This is a genomic window from Streptococcus taoyuanensis (assembly GCF_029589235.1).
Lineage (GTDB): Bacteria > Bacillota > Bacilli > Lactobacillales > Streptococcaceae > Streptococcus > Streptococcus taoyuanensis.
In genome coordinates, this window is sequence record NZ_JARQVW010000022.1 from 1 (window position 1) to 22,315 (window position 22,315).

Here is a 22,315-nt window from a genome sequence, read left to right on the forward strand (position 1 = left end):
AAATCAGCGTAGTAGAGCCCACTCAACCACTGCGTCTTGCTCGACAATCCAAAAATAATTGAGAGGCTAGGACTTTTGTCCCAGCCTCCTCGCTCTTGTTTCTAACCTCTAAGAGACAATTGCTGCTTATTTTTTAAGTTTCTCGCTCACTTCTTTTGCAAGGACAAAGTTCCCCAAGGTCGCTGAACCATTGCCAGCAACTGCAGGTGTCACAATATAATCTCTCACATCAGGTACAGGGAGGTAACCGTTCAAGAGGGCAGTAAATTTCGTGCGAACACGATCTAACATATGTTGTTGAGCCATTACTCCTCCTCCAAAGACAATGACGTCTGGGCGGAAGGTAACTGTCGCATTCACTGCTGCTTGTGCGATGTAGTAGGCTTGAATATCCCATACATTGCTGTTGAGTTCAATGTTTTCCCCACGAATACCTGTACGAGCTTCCAGACTAGGACCAGCCGCAAGGCCTTCCAAACAGCCATTGTGGAAAGGACAAACACCCTTGAATTCTTTTTCCACATCCATTGGGTGTTGGGCCACATAGTAGTGCCCCATTTCTGGGTGCCCAGCTCCCCCGATAAACTCGCCACGTTGGATGACACCAGCTCCGATTCCTGTTCCGATTGTATAGTAAACCAAGTTTTCGATATGGCCACCCGCATTATTGCGTGCGACCACTTCGCCATAGGCAGAGCTATTCACATCTGTCGTGAAATAGATAGGTACATTCAAGGCACGACGGAAAGCCCCAACGATATCTACATTGGCCCAATTCGGTTTTGGAGTCGTTGTGATGAAACCATAAGTGTTTGAATTTGGATCGATATCAATTGGTCCAAATGAACCAATCGCAAGCCCAACTAAATCCTCAAATTTTGAGAAAAATTCAATACACTTATCAATCGTCTCAATTGGCTTGGTTGTTGGAAATTGTACTTTTTCCACAACATTATAGTTTTCATCACCAACCGCACAAACAAATTTTGTACCGCCAGCTTCCAAACTTCCATATAATTTTGTCATGTTGGCTCCTTTTTTATTATGAAAAATATCCTGTATTTATTATAGCATATTTTGTAGTCAATCTTTTTCTCTTCTCTAAAGAAAAAACACACCTTTTTTTGAGAAATAAAATTCAAGGACTGGAGATGATAGACCAGTCCTTGAGAACTTATTATTTCGATTAAGCTTTGACTTCGATGATCGCATCACCCTTCGCAACAGATCCAGTTGCAACAGGTGTGACAGAAGCAAAGTCAGCCGTGTTAGTGACGATCACCATAGTTGTGTCTTCAAGACCAGCTGCGGCAATTTTCGCTGCATCAAATGTACCAAGGACATCACCAGCTTTGACTTTATCGCCTTGAGCTACTTTTTGATCAAATCCTTCACCGTTCATTGATACTGTATCAATACCAACGTGGATCAAGATTTCAGCACCATTAGCTGTCTTCAAACCGTAAGCATGACCAGTTGCGAAAGCAATAGTTACTTCAGCATCTGCTGGTGCATAGACAACGCCTTCAGTTGGTTTGATGGCAATTCCTTGTCCCATCGCTCCACTTGAGAAGACAGGATCATTCACATCAGCAAGTGCTACAGCACTACCAACGATAGGAGAGATGATGGTTTCGTCTTGAAGAGATGCTGGAATAACTCCAGTTGTTTCTTCTTCAATAATTGCACCAGCTTCTTTGTCCTCTGCAGGAACTGATGAAGCTTCATCTTCATAACCAAACATATAAGTCAAACCGAAACTTAGTGCAGTTGTAAATACAACCATAAATACATATTTCAATAATTGACCATTTAGATAGAGAAGTGTACCTGGAATAATTGTAATACCAAATCCTGTACCAGCCAGATTTAACATAGATGCAATCCAACCACCTACAGCACCTGCTCCCAAAGCAATAACGAATGGTTTCACATAACGCAAGTTCACCCCGAAGATTGCAGGCTCAGTAATACCTAGCAAAGCAGAAATAGTTGCTGGGAATGCTAAAGCTTTCACTTTTTGAGATTTAGATTTTACTGCCACTGCTAAAGTAGCACCAGCTTGCGCAGTCATAGCTGCTGTAATGATTGCATTAAATGGATCTTTTTTATCTGCAGTAATTAATTGTGATTCAAGAAGATTAAAGATATGATGGACGCCAGTAACGACAATCAACTGATGAACCCCACCGATAAGAAGCCCTGCAAGTCCGAATGGTAAATTTAAAATAAACTTAGTTGCATTCAGTACATATTCTTCAATGCTGTGGAAGAATGGACCAATAATAAACAAAGCGAGGAATGACATGATTGTTAATGTGAATAATGGAACCAATAACAAATCTAAGACATCTGGAATTTTCTTATGGAGCCACTTTTCAAGTTTCGCACCAATTAGACCAACGAAGAAAGCGGGAAGAACTGAGTTCTGGAATCCAACCACATGATGGAAGATACCAAAGTATGTTGCTGCTTTAGAAGGATCTTCCGCTACAACCCACGCATTTGGAAGTGTCGGACTAACCATCATCAAACCAATTACAATCCCAAGAACAGGATTTCCTCCGAATACTCGGAACGCAGACCATGAAATCAAGGCTGGGAAGAAGGCAAACGCGGTATCAGTTAAAATTGTTGAATATGTATAAAAATCAGTAGATTTAAATGCGTCTGCTGTTGTACCAAACAAAGCCAAAACCTGGTCTTGAGCAATAGCACCGCGAATCCCCATAAACAATCCAGTTGCAACGATCGCTGGTAAAATTGGCACAAAAACGTCTCCAAAGGTACGGATCGCACGTTGGAACCAGTTTCCTTGTTTAGCAGCTTCAGCTTTCATTTCATCTTTTGATGATGTTGGTAAGCCAAGAGCTACTACTTCATCATAGATCTTGTTTACAGTACCAGTACCAAAGATGATTTGGTATTGACCTGAGTTAAAGAAAGCACCTTGTACTTTTTCAATGTTCTCAACAACATCTTTGTTGATTTTTGATTCATCTTTTACCATCACGCGAAGACGAGTCGCACAGTGAGCAACACTGCTAACGTTCTCAACCCCACCGATTGCATCTATGACTTTTTTTGCAATTTCTGTATTTGACATTTGCAAAAATCTCCTTATTTTTTATTGTTTTGAAAACGGTTCACCCGCCTCTACGTTTTTAATTGTACCACGTATTGAAAATATGTCAACCGTTTTGCAGGATTTTTTTGAAACTTTTTTGGACTTTTTGACACATTTTGATAGCATGAAACTATTTTCATTTTAAGACAGGCCTATACTACGCTTTTTAGCACTTTAAACCAGTCTTTTATTTTCATTTTCTTTCATTTTTTCATAGATTTCCAACTTCTCCTCTTTTCTTCAAGCTACAAAATAGATGTCAATCGTTTGACATTTTTTGCCGTTTTTTTCATTTATCGCTTGCATTTTTAATAGGAAATCGGTACTATGGAAGTAAGAAAAAATTCGGAGGAATAAAATGGAATGGACAACTGAACGTCGTTACAGACGTTACGAAGACTGGACAAAAGAAGAAAAGCAAGCCATCCAAGAAAACATGGCGAAATCTCCTTGGCATACACATTATCATGTAGAGCCAAAAGCTGGTCTCTTAAATGATCCTAACGGTTTTTCCTACTTTGATGGAAAATGGATCTTGTTTTACCAAAATTTCCCATTTGGTGCAGCCCATGGGTTAAAATCATGGGTACAAACAGAAAGTGAAGACTTGGTTCATTTCAAAGAAACTGGTGTAACGCTTCTTCCAGACACAGATCTGGATAGCCATGGAGCTTATTCCGGATCAGCCATGCAGTTTGGTGACAAACTATTCCTATTCTACACTGGAAATGTTCGTGATGCAGAATGGGTTCGTCATCCTTACCAAGTCGGTGCTTTGATGGACAAGGACGGAAAGATCGAAAAAATTGACAAAATCTTGATTGATCAACCGGCTGACTCTACGGATCACTTCCGTGACCCACAGATTTTTAATTTCAAGGGTCAATACTATGCTATCGTTGGTGGTCAAGACCTTGAGAAAAAAGGATTCATCCGTCTCTATAAGGCTGTAGATAACGACTATACCAACTGGGTTGCAGTCGGTGATTTGGATTTTGCAAACGATCGGACAGCTTATATGATGGAATGTCCCAACCTAGTCTTTGTTGGAGACCAACCCGTTCTCCTCTACTGTCCTCAAGGCTTAGATAAATCCGTTCTCGATTATGACAATATCTATCCAAATATGTACAAGATCGGGGCAAGCTTTGATCCAGAAAAGGCCAAAATGGTTGATGTATCTGAATTGCATAATCTCGACTATGGTTTTGAAGCCTATGCGACTCAAGGATTTAATGCTCCCGATGGACGTGCCTATGCTGTTAGCTGGCTAGGTCTTCCAGACGTTTCTTATCCAACGGATTCCTATGACTACCAAGGAGCTCTCTCACTGGTCAAAGAATTAACCATCAAAGACGGAAAACTCTACCAATACCCAGTCGAAGCCATCAAGGACTTGCGCGCTGAGAGTGAGGAATTTGCCAACAAGGCACAAACCAAGAACTGCTATGAATTGGAATTGCAGTTTGAAAAGGATAGCCAGAACGAAATCGTCCTCTTTGCCGATGCAGAAGGAAAGGGCTTAGATCTCACATTTGATCTAGCTAAAGGATTGGTCACAGTCGATCGTAGCCAGACTGGTGAGCAATATGCCCAAGACTTTGGTACGAGCCGTAGCTGCTCAATCGCTAACCAAGCGACAACTGCTAATATTTTCATTGACAATTCGATTTTTGAAATCTTTATCAATAAAGGAGAAAAAGTATTTTCTGGTCGGGTCTACCCACATGCAGATCAAAATGGAATCTTGATCAAGTCTGGAACCCCGACTGGAACTTACTACGAACTTGATTATGGTCGCAAAGCTAACTGATGTCGCCAAACTCGCCGGTGTCAGCCCTACTACTGTCTCACGGGTCATCAATAAAAAAGGATACCTGTCTGAAAAAACGATCCAAAAAGTCCAAGAAGCCATGCGAGAATTGGGCTATAAACCTAACAATGTTGCTCGTAGCCTCCAAGGAAAATCAGCCAAGTTAGTCGGCTTGATCTTTCCAAACATCAGCAATGTTTTCTATGCTGAATTAATCGACAAACTAGAGCACCAACTCTTCAAACACGGCTATAAAACCATCATCTGCAATAGTGAACACGACTCCGAAAAAGAGCGCGAATACATTGAAATGTTGGAGGCTAACCAGGTAGATGGTATCATTTCAGGAAGCCATAATTTGGGCATTGAAGATTACAACCGGGTAACTGCTCCTATCATTGCTTTTGACCGCAACCTCTCCCCAGAAATTCCGGTTGTCTCTTCAGACAACTACGCTGGTGGAGTGTTAGCAGCAGAAACTTTAGTAAAAACCGGAGCCCGAAATATTATCATGATCACAGGTAATGACAACTCCAACTCCCCAACAGGCTTGCGTCATGCGGGTTTTGCATCAGTCCTACCTGAGTCCATGATCATTAATGTTTCCAGTGATTTCTCCCCTATTCGCAAAGAAATGGAAATCAAACAGATTTTAACCCACCATAAACCAGATGCTATTTTTGCCTCCGATGATTTGACGGCGATCTTGATCATGAAAGTCGCTAGAGAATTAGATATTCAGATTCCTCAGGATTTGAAAGTGATTGGTTATGATGGAACCCAGTTCATCGAGACCTATACACCTGAACTGACAACCATCCAACAACCCCTCGAAGACATTGCTATCCTCATGGTGGATCTTTTACTCCAAAAGATCGAAGGAAAAAAAGTAGCGACTACCGGTTATTTCTTGCCCGTTAGTCTCCACTCTGGAAAAAGTGTCTAAAAGCAATATCCCCTCAGTAGAAACTGTGGGGATATTTTTTACCAAAAAAAAGAGCCAGTAGGCTCTTTTTACTTATTCTTCTGTCACAAATTGACTGAGGACACCGTTGACAAATCGTGAAGAGGTTTCATCTGAAAAGGCCTTGGCCAATTCCACCGCTTCATTGACTGCGACGATCTGTGGTGTATCAAACTCTGTCATTTCATAAATTCCCAGACGAAGGATATTTTTCTCTACCAAGGTCAAGCGCTCAACAGTCCAGCCGGTTTTCAAATGTTGACCGATTTGTTGGTCTAGTTGATCTTTTGACTGATAGACACCCGTCACGAGATTCATGAGAAAGGCAGGAAGATCGACTTCTTTGTCTTCTGCTAGGTCCTTGTCATGTAGATAAGCAAAGCGACAAGCTTCAACAATGTCTCCATCGTATTCCAAGGCCATCAAGGCTTGGAAGGCACGCTCGCGCAAATCTCGACGTGATTCTAATAAAATTTCATCAGTCATTGAGGAAGTCCTCATTAAACAAGTCTTTCAAGTCTGGTTTTGGAGATTTTTCCGTTGCGATACCGACAACGTGAATATTGACAGCATCCAAGGTTACATCTGCCATATCATAAACTGCAGACTTGACTGCTTTTTGAATGGCTACAGCGACAGATGGTACAGCCACTCCATATTCTAAATAGAGATAGATGTCTACTGAAACTTGACCATCTTCTTCTGTATGAAGGTAGACGCCACGTCCAAGTGAGCGTTTGGATAAGCTATCTGAAACACTCTTGTTTTCAAGCGAATAGACACCCTCTACTTTTGCTGTCGCAATCGCAATAATTTTTTCTAATACACGTGGTGCAATAACGATGTCACCAAATTGTTCAGTTGCCATAGAAGTTCCTTTCTATTTGACACCCTGAGATGTCTCTTATGCACGAGAAACGTAAGTTCCTTCAGTAGTGTTAATGACCAATTTTTGTCCAGCTTCGATGAAGTCAGGAACGTTTACGACCAAACCAGTTTCCATTGTAGCGGGTTTACCAGAACCAGTCACTGTAGCACCTTTGATAGATGGTTGAGTTTCTGCAACAGTCAATTCAACAGTTGTAGGAACTGTTACACCGATCACTTCGCTTCCGTAGAATTGAATTTTTACTTCTGAGTTTTCAAGGATGTAAAGCAATTCTTGTTCTACATTCACAACTGGAATTTCATATTGGTCATATGTTTCAGTGTTCATGAAGTAGGCTGTATCATCCATTTTGTACAAGTATTGAGCTGGAACAGTTTCGATAATCGCTTGTTCAAATTTTTCTTCTGGACGGTAGCTTGTATCAAATGTTGAACCAGTACGGACATCACGCAATTTCATACGCATGATAGTGTTTCCTTTACCTGGTTTGTGGTGGCTAGCTTCCAAAACGCGGATCAATTTTCCGTCAGCTGTTTCAAAAGTCATACCAGCTTTCAATTTACTTGCTTCGATCATGTTTTATTACCTCTTTTTTAAAAATAGATTACTCTTTATTGTAACACACTATTTGATTTTTCTCAAACAGCAATTTTCTCTTTTTAGGAAGGCTAGAAGGCGGAGAGAGATTGCAGGAACGAGTCCTTAGAATCTCTATATCTCCAACTCCATCTTCACTATTCCTTATTGGTCCACAGGCACAATATTACCATCCGCATCTTTGGTGACATGGACATATTTTCCATCTACTTCAATGTAGAAGGTATGAGGCTTGTCTTGCGCTGGAGAGGCTTGTTTTTGAAGGTCATTGCCAAGGGCTTGACCCAAGTTCATCCCCATGATCATGTTCATGCCATTGCCACCTTCATTTTTAGCAGCTGCCACCAAGGCCTCATTGCGAGCACGACGCTCTTCGATTTCAATGGTATTGTACTTCATCGCTGCCAATTCACTGTCCAGTTTATTGACCTTGGCCATACTGTCTGCATCGTAGCTCAAATCTTCGATGAGGACATTGGTTAATTCGATACCATATAATTCTGTCCACGTTTTGTTGACTTCGCGTTTTGCAACTTCATTGAAGACATCTTGGTCCGCATTGATATTGTAGATGTCTGCCTTATTTTCAGCCGTATATTTTGAAATGGCCACTGCAATTTTTGGTGCTAGATTTTGGCGCAAGGTTCCCTGAGCCACATCTTCCAAGGTAAATGGCTTATCTGCAGTGATTTGACGACTGACTGCACTGATGTAAAAGAGTACAGGATCTGCCACTTTAACATCATAAAGACCATAAAAACGAATGCTAAGAAGTTGTTGGTAACGGTCGCTAAAGTACTCAACTGGATTTTGAGTGCCAAATTTATTTCCTGTAAAAGGTTGCATCCGCACAAAAATAATTTCTTGTTGGGTGACCACTTGGCCTCCAAATGAGAAACGATTCTTGAACTGATCCCACGTTCCTTTCACACCACCCTTTTCAAACAACCAGGCATTTTCACCGGCTTGCCATTCGTGACTCCCTGCTTCTAGAAGGTCTCCTAGAAACGTTCCATTATTGACCAAGAGAGCAACATAGCCTTGGGGAACAATGACAACAGAGCCATCTGTCAATAGACCCGTATTTTGGTTGCTCTGACGAGAGCGCCCATCTGGATCTTTGGTCAAGAGCTGTCCCTTAATGGCCAAAGCTGTTGCTGGAACAGCTTCCGGCAAGGTAATGGCTTCCTTAAATTTACTATCTTGAAAACTTGAAATGCCCGCTGAAAGGGCTGCTTTAATAAATCCCATACATTCTCCTATCTGTAGAATTCAATTTCATCCACAACTTCGTAGACATCCAAGACCCAATCTTTTGGATTGTGCTTCAAGGATGCTTGGCAATATTCACACTTGTCGATTGAATCGATCGTTAGTGGCGCACCACAGTTCGGACAGTGATCACTAACGACTTCTGAATTCTTAATGATCTCTGTCTGGGCTCCATGTTCACGGAGGAAGACCATGCGGTAAACGGTAAAGAGATCTTTGGTTGGATCCCCTTCGATCACACGACCCGTTTCATCATTTCGAATGTAATCTCTCATCGTCGAAGACAGAATGACTTCAATGCGGTCATTGCCTTCTGGATTTTCGATAAAGTCTTTGATCTTCGAATCTTCCACACATACGCGCTCTAGAACATTGGTTGTTTTGGCACGAATATGCTCTTGTAACTGCGTCAAGTGCTGCTCATAAAGACTCGTACTTTCTAAGTTCCGCACAGAATTCCAATCTTTTTCTGTCCAGGCAGACTGCAATTGAAGATAAACCAGCTTAACTTGCGACAAGAAGCGGTCTTCATCAAACATTGGATCCAGTTTACGGATGCGGCGAATCGCTTCATAGTTGTTCTCAATTGGTCGACCCGCCCGTTCTTCGGTTGTCCGTTTTGGACCACTATTTGAATAGGACGAATCATCACTCTCATTAGCCTCTTTTGCAATATTATAGACAAATCCAATCAATCCAATGATGGCGACAACTGCTACCGCCCCACCAGAGTCTGATCCAGAACTAGAACTGTAGCTACTGGATCCACCAGACCAGCTACTGCCACCAGACCAGCTACTTCCCCCTCCAGACCAGCTACTACCACCACCACCGCCAGAATGAATAGTGCTACTACCACCACTATGCGTATTGCCGACACCAGCATGAGCAGAAGGAGCAAATGCAAATAGAAGGGCTACTAGAAGAATTCCCAATACTAAAATTCGTTTTTTCATAGGCCTCATTTCTTATCTTTGTTTGTTACACAGGGGTTAAGAAAATACTGTCTATTTTATAGGACAATCAATTCTTTAGGAGCAAGAGTCAAGACTTCACAGCCAGTTTCTGTAATCAAGAGGTCATCTTCGATCCGCACGCCAGAGAGACCTTCGATATAAATACCTGGCTCATCTGTTAAGACCATACCTGCTTGAATCGCTTCTTTAGACGTTTGGCTGAAGTATGGTTCTTCGTGGATATCTAGCCCAATTCCATGACCGATTCCATGAGTAAAGTATTGACCATAGCCGGCTGCCTCGATCACATCACGTGGGATTTTATCAAAATCACGGAAGCCAAGTCCATCTTTAGCAGCATCAATCAAGGCTTGATTGGCTTTCAAAACGGTTTCGTAAATCTCTCTTTCCTTGTCGCTGACATGTCCTGCATAGATTGTCCGTGTCATATCGCTAACATAGTGATTATACAAGCAACCAAAATCAAGGGTCAAGGCATCTCCTGCTGAAATGACCCGATCACTTGGAGTCGCATGAGGCATGGCAGAGCGTTCACCAGCTGCTGAGATAATATCAAAAGATACACCAGAAGCTCCTAACTCCCGCATTCTAAAATCTAGGAAAGTCGCTGCTTCCAACTCTGTCGTTTTCCCTACCTTGATATAGTCTAAAATATCATGGAAGGCTTGGTCAGAGATGCTACAAGCTTTTTTAATCGCCGCAATCTCGGTCTCATCTTTAATCAAGCGCAATTCCATGACAAAGTTCGCTAGGGATTGAAGGCTAATACCACTGAAAACAGAAGCCATGCGGGCATGGTAGGCCACCGTCACTTCATCCTCAAAACCAAGTTCTTTGATTCCAAGGTCCTTAACGATCTCTGCAGCTGCAGTCAACTCATCGCGGGTTTCCACAATCTCTACAAAGGGGAAACAAGTCGCATGGGCATGGATGGTGTAGCGCGAATCTGTAAAGAGTACCACGCGTTCTTCTGTCACCAAAGCGGTCCCGTTTGAACCCCAGAAATTGGTTAAATAATAAACATTTTTCAAATTGTTAATCAATACCGCTTTGAGGTTTTGGGCTTTCATTTTGTTTCTTAAGTTGCTGATCCGTTGATTCATTGTAATTTTCCTTTCAAATATTGTCCTGTGTAGCTAGCAGGATTTGCTGCTACTTCTTCTGGTGTTCCGGTCGCAATAATGGTTCCACCACCGACACCGCCTTCTGGTCCTAAATCGATGATATGATCTGCTGTCTTAATAACATCTAAATTGTGCTCAATCACAAGGACTGTATTGCCATCATCCACAAAACGCTCTAAGACTTTGATCAAGCGAGAAATGTCTTCGGTATGGAGTCCGGTCGTTGGTTCATCCAAGATATAGAAGGATTTTCCTGTAGAGCGCTTGTGCAATTCAGAAGCCAACTTCATTCGCTGCGCTTCCCCACCTGAAAGGGTGGTCGCTGGTTGCCCCAGCGTTACATAGCCCAAGCCCACATCTTGGATGGTCTTGAGTTTGCGTTCAATTTTTGGAATGTGCTTGAAGAATTCGACTGCCTTATTGACCGTCATATCCAGAACTTCTGCGATATTTTTTTCCTTGTAGTGGACTTCGAGGGTTTCACTATTGTATCGACGTCCATGGCAGACCTCACAAGGGACAAAGACATCTGGCAAGAAGTGCATTTCAATCTTGATGATCCCATCTCCTGAGCAGGCTTCACAACGCCCACCCTTGACATTGAAACTAAAGCGGCCTTTTTTATAGCCCCGAATTTTGGCTTCATTGGTCTGAGCAAAGAGATCACGAATATCATCGAAGACGCCTGTATAGGTCGCTGGATTGGAACGAGGAGTCCGACCAATCGGGCTTTGATCAATGTCGATCAAGCGATCGATATGCTCAATCCCCTGAATCGTCTTGTATTTCCCTGGTTTTTCCGAATTGCGGTTGAGCTTTTGAGCGATGGCTTTTTTCAAGATGCCATTGATCAAGGTCGATTTTCCAGAACCGGAAACTCCAGTGACTGCGATGAATTTTCCTAGAGGAAAGCGTACTGTGATGTCTTGTAAGTTATTCTCACTTGCTCCTGTAATTTCAATAGAGCGGCCATTTCCTGAACGGCGCTCTGTTGGAACCGGAATCTTGCGCTTGCCGGACAAATACTGGCCAGTGATGGATTTGCTGTTGCGTGCCACCTGCTTTGGAGTTCCTGCTGCAACGATCTCTCCCCCAAAGACACCGGCACCTGGGCCGACGTCGATCAGGTAGTCTGCTTCTCTCATGGTATCTTCGTCGTGTTCGACGACGATCAAGGTATTGCCTAAATCACGCATCTTTTTTAGACTGGCAATCAGGCGGTCATTGTCCCTTTGATGGAGGCCGATTGACGGCTCATCCAAGATATAAAGGACCCCAGAGAGGTTGGAACCGATCTGGGTTGCCAAGCGAATGCGCTGACTCTCTCCACCTGATAGTGTTCCTGCTGAGCGTGACAAGGTCAAGTAATTGAGCCCCACATTGTTTAAGAAGGTTAAGCGATCCTTAATCTCTTTTATGATCGGTCTTGCAATCGTGGCTTCATTGTCTGTTAAGACCAACTGATCCACAGCTTTTAAGTGGTCCGCAATCGATAGATCTGACACCTCTCCGATATGCATCCCTTTCTCCCCACCGACACGGACAGAAAGAGCTTGGTCATTGAGACGGTAGCCGTGGCAGGTCGCACAGGTCAATTCGTTCATATAAGAGCGCATTTGGTTGCGGGTGAAATCACTATTGGTCTCACGGAAACGACGGTGAATGTTGTTTACGACCCCTTCAAAAGGAATTTCGATATCCCGAACCCCACCAAACTCATTTTCATAGTGGAAGTGGAATTCCTTGCCATTTGAACCATAGAGGACCAAGTCCTTTTCTTCTTGAGAAAGATCGGAAAAAGGCTGGTCCATATCAACGCCAAAATGGATCATGGCTTGCTCTAACATCTGTGGATAGTAGTTGGAAGAGATCGGATTCCAAGGAGCAAGTGCTCCTTCACGAAGGGTTAAGCGATCATCTGGCACCACCAAATCCAAGTCCACCTCTAGCTTAATGCCCAGCCCATCACAGTCTGGACAAGATCCAAAAGGCGCATTGAAAGAAAAGAGGCGGGGCTCTAATTCAGGAACGGTAAAGCCACAGACTGGGCAAGCATAATGCTCAGAAAAGAGTAGCTCCTTGCCATCCATGGTATCAATCACCACATAACCATCCGCAATCCGAAGAGCTGCTTCAATCGAATCAAAGAGCCGCGAGCGAATGCCCTCTTTGATCACGATTCGGTCCACAACCACTTCAATCGTGTGCTGCTTGCTTTTAGATAGTTCTGGAACCTCTGTCACATCATAGATCTCACCATCGACCCGCACCCGGACATAGCCGTCTTTTTGCACCTTTTCAATGATATTCTTGTGCTGGCCTTTTTTCTTGCGAATAATAGGAGCTAGAATTTGCAGGCGTTGGCGCTCTGGTAACTCTAAGACTTGATCGACAATTTGCTCAACTGAAGAAGCTGTAATCGCTCCATGCCCATTGATACAATAAGGCGTCCCTACACGCGCATAGAGCAAGCGCAGGTAGTCATTGATCTCTGTTGCCGTCCCCACTGTAGATCGGGGGTTTTTACTGGTCGTTTTTTGGTCGATGGAAATAGCTGGACTCAAGCCGTCAATGGAGTCCACATCTGGTTTTTCCATATTTCCTAAGAACTGCCGGGCATAGGCCGATAAGCTCTCCACGTAGCGGCGCTGGCCTTCTGCATAGAGGGTATCAAAGGCCAGACTGGACTTTCCAGAACCAGACAACCCCGTCACCACGACCAATTTGTCCCGTGGAATTTCCACGTCTATATTTTTTAAATTATGGGCGCGTGCCCCATGAATGACAATTTTATCTTGCATGTTCTTACTCTAATCACCTTTTTGTTAACCTCCATTATAACAAATTTTTTAGTATTCTTTTATCCAAAACCGTCCTTTTTCTGATATAATGTTAAGGTGTAAAAAAACAAGGGGAGGCACCATGAAACAGGTCTTTTTATCGACAACGACTGAATTTAAAGAAATAGAGACGCTGGAACCCGGTAGCTGGATCAACCTTGTTAACCCTTCTCAAAGTGAATCGATGGAAATCGCCTCTGCTTTTAATATTGATATTGCAGACTTGCGGGCCCCACTCGATGCGGAAGAAATGTCCCGTATGACCATCGAAGATGAGTATACCTTGATTATCGTCGACGTTCCCATCAAGGAAGAGCGGAACAATCAGACCTACTACGTGACCATTCCGCTAGGGATTATCCTGACAGAAGAGGCTATTATCACGACTTGCTTGGAGAAATTGCCACTTCTCGATATCTTTATCAACCGACGCTTGCGCAATTTCTATACCTTTATGCGGTCACGCTTTATCTTTCAGATCCTCTATCGCAACGCTGAACTCTACTTGTCAGCGCTTCGTACCTTGGATCGCAAAAGCGAGCAGATTGAAAGCCAATTGCACAAATCAACGCGTAATGAAGAGCTGATTGAGTTGATGGAGTTGGAAAAAACCATCGTCTACTTTAAGGCCTCTCTGAAAACCAATGAGCGCGTGATCAAGAAATTGACCAGTGCCACCAGTAACATCAAGAAATACCTAGAAGACGAGGATCTGTTGGAAGATACCTTGATCGAAACCCAGCAGGCCATTGAGATGGCAGATATTTATGGAAATATCCTGCACTCCATGACCGATACCTTCGCATCAATCATCTCCAACAACCAGAACAACATCATGAAGACCCTGGCCCTCGTCACCATTGTCATGTCCATTCCGACCATGATCTTTTCGGCCTACGGGATGAACTTCAAGGACAATGAGCTTCCGCTCAATGGCGAACCCCATGCTTTCTGGCTGATTATTTTCATCGCCTTTGCCCTGACCGGGTCTCTCGTCGTCTACCTCATCCATAAAAAATGGTTCTAACCAAACTTGTACATCAAAGGAGTAACTATGTCTCAAACCGACCTTCATCAACTTAGTAAGAAAAATCAAGAATTTATCCGGATCGCCAAACACCAATTGCTTGAAAACGGAAAGACAGAGGAAGAAGCAGAAAGCCTCATCCAAGAAATTCTTCCAGCTATCCATGAGAACCAAGGAAAAGGAATTCCAGCACGGACCCTTTTTGGAGCTCCAACTGTTTGGGCGAACTCTTTCAGCGAGAAAGAACGCTATGAAAAAGAGCATCCGAAATTAAACGATGCTCCCTCTCTCATGATTTTGGATTCCTTCCTCTTTATCTTTGGTGTTTTTGCTGCGATTAGCGCCTTTATGAACTTGGTTGCACCGCGTCGTACTGGCTATGGTTTGATCACCTTGATCCTTGGAAGTTTGACAGGGGCTTTGCTCTTATATCTCATGTACTACTTCTTCTATCAGTATATGGATGGCACCAAAGATCGTAGCGAGCGTCCTTCTCTTTGGAAATCTATGCCGATTCTTGTTGGAGTCATGTTCCTTTGGGTCATTGTCTTGTCCTTTACTTCCTTACTCCCACAGGTTCTCAACCCAACTATTCCAGATGTCCTTGCCATCGTTTTAGGAGCTTTAGCACTTGTCCTTCGCTTCTACCTCAAGAAACGCTTTAATATTAAAAGTTCGAGCACAGCACCAGCAACTCGACGCTAAAAAGAAACGGATGAAGTTTTCATCCGTTTTTGTTTTACTGTATTTCCCTGTTCAATCTTTTTGAAAAATAGAGGACTAAGTCATCATTGTTTTCACAAGAACTGTAAGGGGCCAAGGAGTGATCCCTAAACCAAACCCCAGATCCATCTGGGATATAGCCCCGTTTGACATACAGTCTTTGAGCTGGACCATAACCCGAGTGTAAACCAACCCCTAAAGTAACAATCTCTGATAGTAGCCAGACTCTTTTTTCTGCCTCCTCTAAGATTTGATTCCCAATCCCTCGATTTCTAAATGGTTCAAAAACATTAAAATCAGATAGTTCAGGATAGACTCCCACGAAAGGGCCGTGCTTGGCAGCAGGCAATATAGTGATATAGCCTGCCACAAATCCATCCGACTCAGCTACTAATACGTCCCTCTCTCTATTCTCCTGCTCCTGAAAATAGCTAGTCAAGATATCCTCTCTACCCGGCCACCCTTGGTGGATAAAAGCTTGAGAGATGTGCTCAATATCTGCCTTTATCATCCTCCTGATGATTACACCTTCCTTCATAGTTCCCTCCTTGATACCTTTCTCCCCTCATTATAGCATAATCAGAGCTTGGGAAAGTTCAAAGAGCTTCACACGGACCTAACACACTATCACATTTCTATGCTCGCAAAAAAAGATCCAATGGGTCTGAAAAAGAGGTCCACTGGACCTCAACTCGCCCTTACATTTCCAAGCTCGTGAAAAAAAGACCCGTTAGGGTCTTTTTTTTAATCTTCGTTTACGAAAGGCATCAAAGCCATTACGCGAGCGCGTTTGATAGCTGTTGTTACTTTACGTTGGTTCTTCGCTGAAGTTCCAGTTACACGACGAGGAAGGATTTTCCCACGTTCTGAAACGAAACGGCTAAGAAGCTCAGTATCTTTGTAATCGACATATTCGATTTTGTTTGCTGCGATGTAATCAACTTTTTTACGGCGTTTGAATCCGCCACGACGTTGTTGAGCCATGTTTAATTCTCCTTTATAGTTTTAATTCGTTAAACCCATTCTTAGAATGGAAGATCGTCGTCTGAGATATCCATTGGATTCGCTCCAAATGGATTTTCTTCACGACCAAAGTTTGGCGCTGCATTGCTTGGTTCAGATCCACCAAAGCTTGGGGTTGCATTTCCAGCAAAACCACCGTTGCCTGATGAATAACCACCACCTGCATGCCCTTCGCGTGCTGCACGGCTTTCCAATAGTTGGAAGCTGTCTGCTACGACTTCAGTGACATAAACACGTTGACCTTGCTGGTTTTCGTAATTACGTGTTTGAATGCGACCGGTAATCCCAATCAAAGCACCTTTCTTAGCCCAGTTGGCTAAGTTTTCTGCTTGCTGACGCCAGATCACACAGTTGATGAAATCGGCTTCGCGCTCTCCATTTTGACTCTTGAAGTTGCGGTTGACAGCTAGGCTGAAAGTAGCAACTGCTTGATTGCTTGGAGTGTAGCGAAGTTCAGCATCACGGGTCATACGACCGACAAGTACAACATTGTTAATCATAAGTCACCTCGGATGATTTCTTACGCGTCAACTTTTACGATCATGTGACGAAGAATGTCACCGTTGATTTTTGAAAGACGGTCGAACTCGTTAAGAGCTACAGCGTCGTTCGCTTCAACGTTTACGATGTGGTAAAGTCCTTCACGGAAATCTTGGATTTCGTATGCAAGACGACGTTTTTCCCAATCTTTTGATTCAACAACAGTTGCACCGTTGTCAGTCAAGATAGAATCGAAACGTGCTACCAAAGCGTTTTTAGCTTCTTCTTCAATGTTTGGACGAATAATATAAAGAATTTCGTATTTAGCCATTGATAATGTTCCTCCTTTTGGACTAATGACCCCCTGTCTTTGCAAGGGGTAAGTGAGGTTTACTCACAAGAAACTATTATACCAGACTTTGCGAACAAAGGCAAGAATTATCTTTAGGATTTAAAAAATGATTCTGGACGTCCCCTTCGAGAAAAAAGAAAGAAATGTCCTAAAAAATGACATTTATAGAAGAAACTATTCCCACTCTTCCTCTCCTTTCCTTAAAGAAAACTGATATCAGTTAGCTTTAAGCTTGAGTCTTTATACTAGCTACAACAAATCTCAAGAAACGAGGAACGATTATGAATTATCTTATCATCCCCGCCTATCAACCGGATCTGAATCTTGTCAAACTGGTTCGCTTGGTTCACGCTAAGAGCGATCTCCACATCATCGTCATCGACGATGGGAGTGACGCTGACAAGAAAGTGATCTTTGACAAATTAGAGGGTCTTGCGACAGTTCTGACTCATGAGCACAACCAAGGAAAAGGACAAGCACTCAAGACTGCTTATGCCTACATCCTAGAAAGAGGCACCTATGGAAGCATTGTTACAGCTGATGCAGACGGTCAGCACAAAATTTGGGATATTTTCAGGGTTGTTAACCAATCTCAAGAGCATCCTGGAACACTTATTCTAGGAGCACGCGCCTTCTCTGGAAAAGTTCCTTTGCGTTCTGCTTTCGGAAATAAATTGACTCGTTTCTTGTTTAAGCAACAAACAGGGGTGGCGGTCAGCGATACCCAAACGGGCTTACGGGCTTTCACTACGAATCTCTTGCATTTCATGCTTGAGGTTGACGGTCAGCGTTATGAATATGAAATGAATGTTCTCCTCGCAGCAAGCAAGTCCTTCCCCATCGTGGAAGTTCCCATCGAGACGGTCTACATCAATGACAACGAAGGCTCCCACTTCCGACCTATTCGAGATGGCCTCATGATCTACAAGGACATGTTCAAGTTTGCCCTCTCCTCTCTGAGTAGTTTTATCGTTGACTATCTGGTCTACGCCTTCTTCCTTTTCGTGATGATGGCCGTGCCCATTAGTCTACGTATTCTCCTGGCCAATGGGATCGCTCGTGTGACGAGTTCCATCTTTAACTACTCAACCAATAAGCACCTGGTCTTTAAGAATAAAGACAGTGTCGCTAAAACTGGAAGTGGCTACTTTGGTCTAGCTCTTGGCCTCTTTATTCTCGATACGCTCTTGATTCGACTCTTCTATACTGCTTTCGGGCTCAATCTCCTGATCAGTAAGATTGTCGTCGGCTTCCTCCTCTTTCTGGTCTCATGGGTGATCCAGAAAAAAGTGATCTTCAAAGAAAGGACTGCTCCCCACCATGAAATTCTTTAAAAAATCCTACACCTATGCTGCCTGCTTTGGCCTTCTTTTGACCAGCAGTTTTAGCTACTCGATGCTCAAGACCTTTGTCTTATCCGATGCCATCCAAACCGTAAAAGCTACGACTACGGACACAAAGGCAGCCAAAAAAGCAGCTGCATCAGCAACAACGACCGATACCAGCTATTCAGATGACAATATCCAGGTGACTTTAACAGAAAAAACGGTTGAAAATACCCAGGTTTACATCGCAGATATCACAGTCAGCTCATCTGACTACCTCAAAACAGCCTTTGCACAAAACACTTACGGAACCAACGTGACGGCTAAGACCTCTGTCACAGCCACCAACAACAGTGCCATTCTAGCAGTGAATGGTGACTATTACGGGGCTAACAGTACAGGATACGTCATCCGAAATGGAGTGGTCTACCGCGATACCGTTCGGGAAGATTCAAGCAATGGTGACCTGGCCATTTACAAGGATGGATCCTTCAAAATTATTTACGAAGATGAGATCTCTGCAGATCAATTGGTCAAAGACGGGGTCGTCAATCTCCTCGCTTTCGGTCCTTCCTTGGTTGAAAATGGAGAAATTACCGTCGATACCAACTCAGAGGTCGGGCAATCTATGGCGTCTAATCCACGGACAGCGATTGGAATCATCGATGAAAATCACTACATTATCGTCGTGTCAGATGGACGGACTTCAGAAAGTGAAGGGCTATCTCTCTACCAATTAGCCGAAGTGATGAAGTCTTATGGCGTTAAAACAGCTTACAACCTGGATGGGGGTGGATCTTCTACCCTTTACTTCAATGGCCAAGTTATTAACAAACCAACAACAAATGGTACTATCTCAGAAAGGGCGGTGAGTGACATTGTCTACATCGGTTACTAATCCTATCAAAAAACGCTTGAAAAAGACCATCCTATGGTACATTCTTATCTCGGCTTTCTTCTTTGTCGGAAGTCGTATCTACGAACACTTTAGTTTTGGCGAAACCTCTGCCTTCATGCACTACCTCTTCTTGATTCCTTTGATCGGTGGCGCCCTACTAGTGCTTCTACAGTTGATGGTAAAAGGCTTCTCTCGCCTGAGCCTCAATCTTTGGAATTCAGGAGTGGCTACGCTCACAGCCGGAGCCCTCTACCGAGGGATTGTTAACCTCTCTGGTCGATCTACTACAATGGATCAACCCTATTATTACATTGGAGTTGCCTTTCTAGCACTAGCTCTGATTAGCCTCTTCTTTGTCCGCAGTGTCTGGGTGGAGAAAACAGCCTAAGACATCAAAAACGTCCGTTTCTTTATAGAACGGACGTTTTTTAATGTAAGTTAACGGATGAACGACTTAGCCTTCACGTTTTTTTCTGGCTACAAATCCTGCTAAAGCTAGTGAGGTCATGCCAAAGAGGCTAAGGACGGTTGAAGCCAATTCATCTTGACCTGTTTTTGGAAGACCAGTTGCTGGTGTAGCAGCTACTTCTGTTTGTCCACCCGTATGATAAGTGACAGCAACTGGTTTGTTTGTTGCCACTTCTTTTGTTTCAATTGCAGCTGGTTGCGCTGGAGTTACTGGGGGTTCAGGTTGAGGAGTTGGGGTAACAGGAGACACTGGAGCTACAGGATGAACTGGATTTACAGGACTTACTGGATCAACTGGCGCTGGCTGTGGTTCTGGAGTTGGTTGAGGTTGTGGTTGTGGTTCTGGAGTTGGTTGAGGTTGAGGTTGTGGTTGTGGTTCTGGAGTTGGTGTTTCTTCTTCCACTTTTTCCACAAGGGTCTTGTTGCCCAAGATTGAAGCAGATAATTTCTTCCCTGCCTTATTCACATCTTCGATGTACTGGATAAAGACTTCAGTATCTGGATTAATCGCACCGATCAATTTTGTATCACGAAAGACTGAGAAGCCATCTCCGCCACCATACAAGAAGTCGTTGATAATCGCCTTGTAGGTCTTGTTGCGATCAATTTCGGTCCCGTCTGCCTTGTATGCTTTCACGACCTTATATGGATTTTCTTCCGTTGCATCAGCTGGTTTCGTATAGGTGTACTTGATCCCTGCCATTTGCAAGAAGTAAAGCTCTTTCTCATCATATTGTTGGTCCAAAGCTTTGTAGATTTGGTCCCCAGTGATTTCTACTACTTGGAGGATATTTCCAAATGGTTGTACTGCTTGAGCTGCACCCCAAGTTACTGTTCCGTCTGGTTTCACCACGAGGTCTGCACGGATTCCTCCATTGTTGGTGAAGGCAAAGTCAACATCTGGATAACCTGATTTTTTGGCAATATCTAGTTGCGCTGCTGTGACCAAATCTCCAACAGCACTTTCTTTTTGTGCATTCAATTCACGGGTAATATTTTCAGCCTTGTCTGCTGTACCGATTTTTGCTTCTGTTACTTTTTTAACCGTCGCATTGGCATCATCGATGATCGCTTGAACCTTGGCATCTTTTGCTTTGCCTTTAGATGGATCTACTGCAATAATTTTAGCAGTTGGAGCTTTAACAAAGTCAGCTGTATCTGTATCTAGGACTCCACGGACATCCGAGTAGGCTTTCCCTTGAGACGTACCTTGAACGATCAAGGTATTTCCAACCATCCCGTTTGTATATTGGTGGTTGTGGCCTGCAAAGACGATATCCACTGAGTTTTCAGGATAGATTTGGTTTAATTTTTTGATCATTTCTGCAGCCGGACCTTCTGCTACACCATTCTTACTAGTGGCAGCAACGTGGGCCAAGACAGCAATCGCATGAACCCCTTGGTCATTTAATTCACGCGCATATTTAGCAATCGATTCTGCTTCATCCAAAACACGGTATTGTTCATGATTTTTGCGCAAGACAAGATTTGGGAATTCTGTCGTAACAACCCCGATAAATCCGACCTTAACTGTCTTGTCATTGACTGGGATTTCTTTGATGGTATAAGGTTTCCAGTCAAATGGGATTTTGTTGGTATCCTTGTCGACCAAGTTGGCAATCACGACTTCTTGTTTAGAAGCTTCATGAGGATATTCATCGACGATCTTATTGAATTGACCAGGTGTTGGGGCTTCTCCCTTCATGATCCGGTTGAATTCACCAAGTCCTTCGTCAAACTCGTGATTTCCAAGGGTTCCGTATTCAAAGTTCATTTCATTGAAGACTTTTACAGTTGGTTCATCTTGAAGGAGGGCAGAGTTGGCTGGACTAGCGCCGACCATATCTCCCGCTTGCACACGGATGCTGGCATTAGGCGTTCCGGCATTCTCCGTTTCAAAGTCTTTTTGCGAATCGTTCAAATAGGTTGCCAAAAGTGGGGCTGTTCCTGCGTTTTTCACAGTTTCGCCTTCTAAACGAGCTGTCCCTGTTTGTTCCAAGGCACCGTGAAAGTCATTAACGCCCATGAACTGTACGGGCAATTCGTCTGCAAAAACGCTATTGATCGCAAAAACACTAAGACCCGCAGCGACCGCTAGGATACTGCTTTTCAAGATAATTTTTTTCTTCATAGAATACTCCATTTTCTAATGTAGAACACTTCTCCAAAAAGGAGAATGCAGAACAGTTGATTTGCTGCAATCAGCTCTTCCATTTTACTATTTTTTCGGTTTTACTTCAATATTTTCCTAGAAACTCTTACAATTTTATTAGAAAAACGCTTGATTTCCGAACATCTATTCTAATCCTCTTCCTTTTGTTACTTGCTGTTCATCACAAAAGAGGCTGGGACAAAAGTCCTAGCCTCTCAATTATTTTTGGATTGTCGAGCAAGACGCAGTGGTTGAGTGGGCTCT

The 22,315-nt window shown here is 43.3% G+C and carries 21 protein-coding genes; 7 read left to right on the forward strand and 14 right to left on the reverse strand.

The features are described from left to right. Nucleotides 1–126: 126 nt before the first annotated feature. A complete protein-coding gene (scrK, locus tag P5Y91_RS10145; protein ID WP_118396571.1) occupies nt 127–1,026 on the reverse strand; it encodes a fructokinase ScrK in 900 nt (299 codons plus the stop codon). Between the two features lie 160 nt (nt 1,027–1,186). Further along, nucleotides 1,187–3,106, reverse strand: coding sequence for a sucrose-specific PTS transporter subunit IIBC (locus tag P5Y91_RS10150; RefSeq protein ID WP_118396569.1), 1,920 nt, complete (start codon nt 3,104–3,106; stop codon nt 1,187–1,189). Between the two features lie 379 nt (nt 3,107–3,485). Between P5Y91_RS10150 and P5Y91_RS10155 the strand changes: the two genes are divergently transcribed. Together P5Y91_RS10155 and P5Y91_RS10160 are read left to right on the forward strand one after the other, a co-directional pair. Next, nucleotides 3,486–4,940, forward strand: a complete 1,455-nt coding sequence (locus P5Y91_RS10155; protein WP_118396567.1) for a sucrose-6-phosphate hydrolase — start codon at nt 3,486–3,488, stop codon at nt 4,938–4,940. After that, nucleotides 4,921–5,886, forward strand: a complete 966-nt coding sequence (locus tag P5Y91_RS10160; RefSeq protein ID WP_049471835.1) for a LacI family DNA-binding transcriptional regulator — start codon at nt 4,921–4,923, stop codon at nt 5,884–5,886. Before P5Y91_RS10155 ends, P5Y91_RS10160 begins: the two co-directional genes overlap by 20 nt. 72 nt (nt 5,887–5,958) lie before the next feature. Here P5Y91_RS10160 and nusB read toward each other — a convergent pair whose 3' ends face one another. From nusB to uvrA, 7 genes are all read right to left on the reverse strand, one after another. Continuing rightward, nucleotides 5,959–6,390, reverse strand: a complete 432-nt coding sequence (nusB, locus tag P5Y91_RS10165) for a transcription antitermination factor NusB (protein WP_003008602.1) — start codon at nt 6,388–6,390, stop codon at nt 5,959–5,961. After that, the gene (locus tag P5Y91_RS10170) at nt 6,383–6,772 is read right to left on the reverse strand and encodes an Asp23/Gls24 family envelope stress response protein (protein ID WP_003005404.1); all 390 of its coding nucleotides are present in this window, start codon (nt 6,770–6,772) and stop codon (nt 6,383–6,385) included. Before P5Y91_RS10170 ends, nusB begins: the two co-directional genes overlap by 8 nt. A gap of 36 nt (nt 6,773–6,808) precedes the next feature. Beyond that, complete coding sequence (efp, locus tag P5Y91_RS10175; protein ID WP_003005479.1) at nt 6,809–7,369, reverse strand: elongation factor P; 561 nt, start codon at nt 7,367–7,369, stop codon at nt 6,809–6,811. Between the two features lie 165 nt (nt 7,370–7,534). Beyond that, nucleotides 7,535–8,641 carry an SPFH domain-containing protein gene (locus tag P5Y91_RS10180; protein WP_003008607.1) on the reverse strand — a complete coding sequence of 369 codons (1,107 nt, stop codon included), beginning with the start codon at nt 8,639–8,641 and terminating at the stop codon, nt 7,535–7,537. Between the two features lie 8 nt (nt 8,642–8,649). Further along, nucleotides 8,650–9,618 (reverse strand): TIM44-like domain-containing protein, encoded by a 969-nt coding sequence (locus P5Y91_RS10185; RefSeq protein ID WP_049474082.1) that lies wholly within the window; start codon nt 9,616–9,618, stop codon nt 8,650–8,652. 56 nt (nt 9,619–9,674) lie between these two features. Continuing rightward, the gene (locus P5Y91_RS10190) at nt 9,675–10,742 is read right to left on the reverse strand and encodes a M24 family metallopeptidase (RefSeq protein WP_049482983.1); all 1,068 of its coding nucleotides are present in this window, start codon (nt 10,740–10,742) and stop codon (nt 9,675–9,677) included. Then, nucleotides 10,739–13,564 (reverse strand): excinuclease ABC subunit UvrA, encoded by a 2,826-nt coding sequence (gene uvrA / locus P5Y91_RS10195; RefSeq protein ID WP_277839404.1) that lies wholly within the window; start codon nt 13,562–13,564, stop codon nt 10,739–10,741. The genes P5Y91_RS10190 and uvrA overlap by 4 nt, the downstream gene beginning before the upstream one ends. A 121-nt stretch (nt 13,565–13,685) precedes the next feature. Between uvrA and P5Y91_RS10200 the strand changes: the two genes are divergently transcribed. Beyond that, nucleotides 13,686–14,630: a magnesium transporter CorA family protein gene (locus P5Y91_RS10200; protein ID WP_003005422.1), complete on the forward strand. Its 945-nt coding sequence runs from the start codon at nt 13,686–13,688 to the stop codon at nt 14,628–14,630. 27 nt (nt 14,631–14,657) lie between these two features. Further along, on the forward strand, nt 14,658–15,335 hold the full coding sequence (locus tag P5Y91_RS10205; protein ID WP_003008618.1) for a DUF1129 domain-containing protein: 678 nt from the start codon (nt 14,658–14,660) through the stop codon (nt 15,333–15,335). 34 nt (nt 15,336–15,369) lie between these two features. On the opposite strand, the gene P5Y91_RS10210 is transcribed toward P5Y91_RS10205, so the two are convergent. The 4 genes from P5Y91_RS10210 to rpsF all read right to left on the reverse strand — a co-directional run bounded on the left by P5Y91_RS10210 (nt 15,370) and on the right by rpsF (nt 17,187). Further along, the gene (locus tag P5Y91_RS10210; RefSeq protein WP_277839406.1) at nt 15,370–15,891 is read right to left on the reverse strand and encodes a GNAT family N-acetyltransferase; all 522 of its coding nucleotides are present in this window, start codon (nt 15,889–15,891) and stop codon (nt 15,370–15,372) included. Between the two features lie 206 nt (nt 15,892–16,097). After that, a complete protein-coding gene (gene rpsR, locus P5Y91_RS10215) occupies nt 16,098–16,337 on the reverse strand; it encodes a 30S ribosomal protein S18 (protein WP_000068664.1) in 240 nt (79 codons plus the stop codon). A 41-nt stretch (nt 16,338–16,378) separates the two neighbouring features. Beyond that, the gene (locus P5Y91_RS10220) at nt 16,379–16,876 is read right to left on the reverse strand and encodes a single-stranded DNA-binding protein (protein WP_003008622.1); all 498 of its coding nucleotides are present in this window, start codon (nt 16,874–16,876) and stop codon (nt 16,379–16,381) included. 20 nt (nt 16,877–16,896) lie between these two features. Continuing rightward, nucleotides 16,897–17,187: a 30S ribosomal protein S6 gene (gene rpsF, locus P5Y91_RS10225; protein WP_003005040.1), complete on the reverse strand. Its 291-nt coding sequence runs from the start codon at nt 17,185–17,187 to the stop codon at nt 16,897–16,899. 302 nt (nt 17,188–17,489) lie between these two features. On the opposite strand from rpsF, the gene P5Y91_RS10230 reads away from it, so the two are divergent. The 3 genes from P5Y91_RS10230 to P5Y91_RS10240 are packed head-to-tail and all read left to right on the forward strand — an operon-like array spanning nt 17,490 to nt 19,819. Next, nucleotides 17,490–18,542, forward strand: a complete 1,053-nt coding sequence (locus P5Y91_RS10230) for a bifunctional glycosyltransferase family 2/GtrA family protein (protein WP_118396559.1) — start codon at nt 17,490–17,492, stop codon at nt 18,540–18,542. Continuing rightward, nucleotides 18,529–19,431 carry a phosphodiester glycosidase family protein gene (locus P5Y91_RS10235; RefSeq protein ID WP_118396557.1) on the forward strand — a complete coding sequence of 301 codons (903 nt, stop codon included), beginning with the start codon at nt 18,529–18,531 and terminating at the stop codon, nt 19,429–19,431. The genes P5Y91_RS10230 and P5Y91_RS10235 overlap by 14 nt, the downstream gene beginning before the upstream one ends. Next, nucleotides 19,412–19,819: a hypothetical protein gene (locus P5Y91_RS10240; protein ID WP_118396801.1), complete on the forward strand. Its 408-nt coding sequence runs from the start codon at nt 19,412–19,414 to the stop codon at nt 19,817–19,819. The genes P5Y91_RS10235 and P5Y91_RS10240 overlap by 20 nt, the downstream gene beginning before the upstream one ends. 66 nt (nt 19,820–19,885) lie before the next feature. Here P5Y91_RS10240 and P5Y91_RS10245 read toward each other — a convergent pair whose 3' ends face one another. Then, entirely contained in the window at nt 19,886–22,030 is a 2,145-nt protein-coding gene (locus P5Y91_RS10245; protein ID WP_277839411.1) for a surface-anchored 5'-nucleotidase, read from the reverse strand. Between the last annotated feature and the right edge of the window lie 285 nt (nt 22,031–22,315).